The organism is Burkholderia sp. DN3021 (assembly GCF_049805555.1).
Classification (GTDB): Bacteria; Pseudomonadota; Gammaproteobacteria; order Burkholderiales; family Burkholderiaceae; genus Burkholderia; species Burkholderia pyrrocinia_C.
On the sequence record NZ_JBNCAB010000237.1, the window covers coordinates 1 to 1,088 of the forward strand.

Below are 1,088 nucleotides of genomic sequence, written 5' to 3' on the forward strand. Positions count from 1 at the left end.
GCCACTGAACGTTCACGAGGCGGATAGATCAATGGCCCTTTCTACTCGACCTCACGCTGCCGCGCAACTACCCCTTCCGAACAAAGCCCACCTCTGCCAGGCTCAGTCACTCATCACTTTTTTCCGGCATGGCAGACGAGTGGTGGTGGGCAATCAGCCACTTGCCGTTCTCCCATTCATACACGTATGTATAGCGCGCGCGTACCGTCTTACCGTCGGCAAACCTGAACATATAGGTGCCGACGTCCTGCGCGACGTTGCAGCCGATTTTGATGATTCGTTTATCGATCGTGCCTTGGGGGCTTTTCTTTAAAAACTTGACAAAATAATCCCGGATTGCTGCAGGATTCGTGCGAGGCTCATTCGATACGGTGGGCAGTAGTACGCCATCCGGAGCATAGTTGGCGACGACCTTGTCCGGATCGCCGCTGCGCAGGGAATCGTTCCAGCGATCGAACAATGCAGCAATTTGCGGCTTAGTGACTGATATGCAGGAGGAAGCGGACTGAATTTGCGCATTGGCTGCGATCGGAACAAGTACAATACTAACTGCGGAAGATATCAAGGAAGCAAGATAAACGTATTTCATATAGTACTCCATATCATTTTATTAGATGCGGAAAACGTAAGTAGCGACGCGGCTACCGACGTAGATGAAAATCTTCCTCATCACTGGCTCCGACAGTGGAGGCGAGCGGATAGCGACGATATACTTGCTGACCAAAACATGCCAACCTGGAACTCAGTTCAAGAGAACCTATTCCGGCGACCGCCCCACACATTTTGTATATACGCAAAGTGCTTTCACCGACTACCCGTCGGGGACGCGCGAAATCGGGCACGATTGTCTTCATTTGCCGTATACGACGGGCGCTGGCCACGAACGCTTCCCGTGAAAAGTCCCAAAAAAGAAGCTGGACACTTGCTCGGCGCTCAATATGTGGACTTGCAACGCAATCCAATGAACTGCGACACAACAATCCATTAAGTGTTGCTGTTAAACGGGATTGAAGTTTGTTAACTTCGGCGAACCGCATATGCCGGAGCTCTGCATGAAGTGCGTCGTTGTACTGACCGAAGTCGAGGAG

At 51.5% G+C, this 1,088-nt stretch carries 2 protein-coding genes; both read right to left on the reverse strand.

The window, feature by feature from the left end:
- Window positions 1-106: 106 nt before the first annotated feature.
- Window positions 107-589, reverse strand: coding sequence for an SgcJ/EcaC family oxidoreductase (locus ACPUER_RS36810; RefSeq protein ID WP_425133583.1), 483 nt, complete (start codon window positions 587-589; stop codon window positions 107-109).
- A gap of 52 nt (window positions 590-641) precedes the next feature.
- Window positions 642-1,088: hypothetical protein (locus ACPUER_RS36815; RefSeq protein WP_425133584.1), on the reverse strand; the 447-nt coding region annotated here is incomplete at its 5' end.